The organism is Nocardiopsis halophila DSM 44494, assembly GCF_000341245.1.
In the GTDB taxonomy this organism is placed as follows: domain Bacteria; phylum Actinomycetota; class Actinomycetes; order Streptosporangiales; family Streptosporangiaceae; genus Nocardiopsis_A; species Nocardiopsis_A halophila.
Genome location: NZ_ANAD01000015.1, coordinates 1 through 3,489 on the forward strand (window position 1 = coordinate 1; position 3,489 = coordinate 3,489).

Here is a 3,489-nt window from a genome sequence, read left to right on the forward strand (position 1 = left end):
GCCGTCGCCAGCCAGAAAGCCCCGCGGACGCGGGGATGGCCCGGCCTTGCGGGCCTCCTGGTGGGTCGTGTCCGTTGGAGTGGTGGAACCTTCGGCCGCATCCTTGGGAGCGGTGCGACCGCTGCAGCGTGGTCGGCGACCCCGCCCCGGGTACGCGCCCCCTCCTCGTCGTTGATCTCGGGGAAGTCGGGGTAATACTCGCGAGTATTACCCCGACTTCCCCGAGATCAACGGGGGTGTCGATACGGGCGGCAGGCAGTGCTCCCGGGGGCGGCCGGGGCCCGGAGAGCGCCTCCACGCCAGCGGACACGACCGAGTGGTGGGCTTCCATGACGAAAGCCCCGCGGACGCGGGGATGGACGCATCTCGCCGCCCCATGGGGATGTGGCGCGGGGAAGGCCTCGCATGCGTAGGGGTGACCCCTGACAGGAGCCGATTCAGCCGAGGCATGGTAAGCGCTGGGGCCCTCGTACGGCGCCCCAGCGTTGGTCTTCGTCAGGCCGACAGTGACTCGGCCGCCTTGGTGATCCGTGCCGCCGCCTCTCCGATATCGGATTCGGCGATGTCCAAGTGAACGACCATGCGGACCGTGTCCGGGGCGATGGCGATGCACGCCACGCCCTGCGCTCCCGCCGCCTCTGCCAGCTTCGGGGCCTGCGCCGGCTCGGTCTTCGCAATGACCATGTTCGTCAACGCCTCTGCAGACAGCCCCGGGGCCGCGCTCAGTGCCTCCGCCAAGCGCTGTGCCCGCGCGTGGTCATCGGCCAGGCGCTCCAGGTGGTGGTCGAGCGCGTACAGCGCACCGGCCGCGATGATGCCCGCCTGCCGCATGCCCCCGCCGAGCAGCTTTCTGGCCCTACGCGCGCGGTGGACGGTGTCGCGGTCCGCCGCCAAGGCCGCGCCCACCGGGGCACCCAGCCCCTTCGAGAAGCAGACAGTCACCGTGTCCGCTCCCTCGGCCGCCTCGGCGAGGCTCACGCCCAGCGCGGTCGCGGCGTTCCACAGGCGAGAGCCGTCCAGGTGGACCTTCAGCCCGTGCTCCCGCGCGAAGGCGGCCACCCTCCTCTGCCCCTCCAACGGCATGACGCGCCCGGTGAAGGTGTTCTCCAGGGAGATCAGCGCCGGCTGAGCACGGTGGACGTCGTCCGTCCCCTGGATCAGCTTGTCCAGCCACTCCTGTTCGGGCGTGCTCTCCGAACCGCCGAAGGTCCGGGGCAGCAGGCGGGACAGCACCGACGTCCCGCCCTGCTCATTGCCGAGGATGTGCGCCAGCTCGTGCGCCCAGATCTCCTCGCCGCTCCGTGCGGCCAGATAGGCGGCGATCTGGTTCGCCATGTGCGCCGATGGCGTGTAGAGCGCCGCCTCCTTACCCAAGAGCTCTGCGGTGCGCTCCTCTAGGGCCCGGACGGTCGGATCCTCCTCGAACACGTCGTCGCCGACCTCGGCCTCGGCCATGGCGCGACGCATCTCGGGGGTAGGGCGGGTCATCGTGTCCGAGCGCAGGTCGATCTCGGGCGCGTTGGCGGGCATGGGTGTCTCCCGTTCCTTCGCGGTGGTCACTGGATCACCCTAGTCAGCCGACGCCCACCGGCCCCCGCGGGGCCTGGCCGGAGATGTCCGCGCTCATGGCGTCGACCACGGAGACCGCCACGTGCTCGGTGCACTCCACCCCCTGCCCGTATCCAGGATGGCCGGCGGAGAGCACCGCGACCAGGTACACCCGCCCGTCCTCGGCAACGATCCGTCCGGTGCTGTTCACCGCCCACAGGCCGCCTTCCGACTCAAGTGGCACCCACCCGTTCTTGACCTCGGCCTCGCCGTCCCTACCGGCAGCGGACACGCCCCACGCCTGCTCCGGGGCGACGCCGGAGAGCAGCTCCCGGACGGTCGCCCGGGAGTCGGGGTCCAGGGGACCGTCACCCGCGTAGACGGCGCGCAGCAGGGTGATGCGCTCACGCGCGGTGGTGGAGGTGGCGCCCCAGCGGCCGCCGGGGTGGGGTTCGGTGTCGACGAGCGCCAAGCGGTCGCGTCCCTCGTCGAAGCCGGGGACGAAGCCGATGCGGTGGAAGAGGTCGTCGGCGGCCTCGTTGTCGCTGTGGCGGATCATCTCCTCGGCCAGCGCGCGCTCGGAATCGCTGAGGTCGCGTTCCTCGTCCTGGGCTTGGAGGAGAAGGACGGCGAGGATGTCGAGCTTCACGACGCTGCCCGTCGTGAAGGCCTGGTCGGAGCGGTAGCCGTACACGGCACCGGTCTCCAGCTCGACCGCGGCGGCGGCGAAGTCGCCCTTGATTCCGGCCCGGTAGGCGTCGAGGTCGTCGGTGAGGTCGTGGACCATTGCGTCCGACAACGAGAAGGCCTCGCCGTCAGGAACCATCCACGGCGGAACGAACGGGGAGGGCTCGTCGACCGCCGGCGCGACGGACGCGCGCGCGGGAGGCGGGTCGAGGGCTGCGGCCAGGGGCGCCACCAGCACAGCCGAGGCCACGGCCGCGGCCCATTTCAGTACCGCTGCGCGACCGGGTAATAGGCGGGCAATGCGCCGTGAATCCGCATAATCCATAGCGATGCGGGGTCAATGCTGGCACATCCGACTGTTGATGATTCATACCCGCTCATATCGATTGGGATAACCCTGGGGAAAGGCCGGGGCACCCCTCCGGCAATCAGGTGTCCTCGAGACCTCCGCGAAGGGATCAGTCCACGCCGCGGGCCGCCATCGCCTCGCCCGTGGCCTCCGCGGTACGGATCATGCCGACGATCACCGGGACCACGATGAGGTGCGGCCACGGCCGGAGCCCCCGCGCGGCACAGGCGTCCTTCGACGTCTGCCAGGCCGCGGCGACCATGGGCACCGACCGGATCGTGAGGGCGAGCACGAGGGCGACCCGGTCGGGGCGGACACCGACCCGGGAGAAGGGGCGGGCGAGGCGCTCGAAGAGGTCGAGCATCGCACTGACGCGCGTGGTGAAGGTGACCAGTCCGGAGGCGAGCACGGCGGCGATCAGCAGGAGGCAGGCGCGCAGGGCCGCCCAGAGGTCGCCGGCCAGTGCCTGGAAGAGCGCGATGGCGACCAGGAAGGGCAGCAGCGGCAGGAGCATGCGCAGAGCGCGGCGCAGTCCGAGGCCGGAGGCGGGGTAGGCGGCCAGGCATCCGAGGCAGGCGGCGAGGCCCGCGCGGTGGTCGTCGAGTGCGATGAGGAGGGAGACCAGGGCGAGGAGGCCGAGGAGCTTGGCCCCGGCCGGGAGGAGGTGCAGCGGCGACCGGCCGGGGACGTACAGCCCGAGGGCGTTCACACCGCACCGCCTTCAGCGCGCGCTCGGTCCGCCCCTTCTTCTCGGGCGTCCATGAGGGCGGTGTAGTGGCCGATGGCCGCCTCGGGAGCGCCGTCGAACACGACCCGGCCGCCGTCCATGACCAGTACGCGGTCGAAACCGTCGAGCATGTCGAGCTGGTGGGTGAGCAGGACGAGCGGCTGCGGAAGGGCGCGCA

At 71.3% G+C, this 3,489-nt stretch carries 3 protein-coding genes and 1 pseudogene; all 4 read right to left on the reverse strand.

Translation table 11 applies throughout. The features are described 5' to 3' along the window. Positions 1 to 495 precede the first annotated feature (495 nt). On the reverse strand, positions 496 to 1,530 hold the full coding sequence (locus D450_RS0101820) for a threonine aldolase family protein (protein ID WP_017536976.1): 1,035 nt from the start codon (positions 1,528 to 1,530) through the stop codon (positions 496 to 498). Positions 1,531 to 1,573: 43 nt separating this feature from the next. Further along, a complete protein-coding gene (locus D450_RS0101825; protein WP_241483024.1) occupies positions 1,574 to 2,485 on the reverse strand; it encodes a serine hydrolase in 912 nt (303 codons plus the stop codon). A gap of 208 nt (positions 2,486 to 2,693) precedes the next feature. Then, positions 2,694 to 3,293: an energy-coupling factor transporter transmembrane component T family protein gene (locus tag D450_RS0101830; RefSeq protein WP_017536978.1), complete on the reverse strand. Its 600-nt coding sequence runs from the start codon at positions 3,291 to 3,293 to the stop codon at positions 2,694 to 2,696. Beyond that, positions 3,290 to 3,489: pseudogene (locus D450_RS29190) on the reverse strand (ABC transporter ATP-binding protein); the annotation flags it as partial. The pseudogene D450_RS29190 and the gene D450_RS0101830, both read right to left, overlap by 4 nt.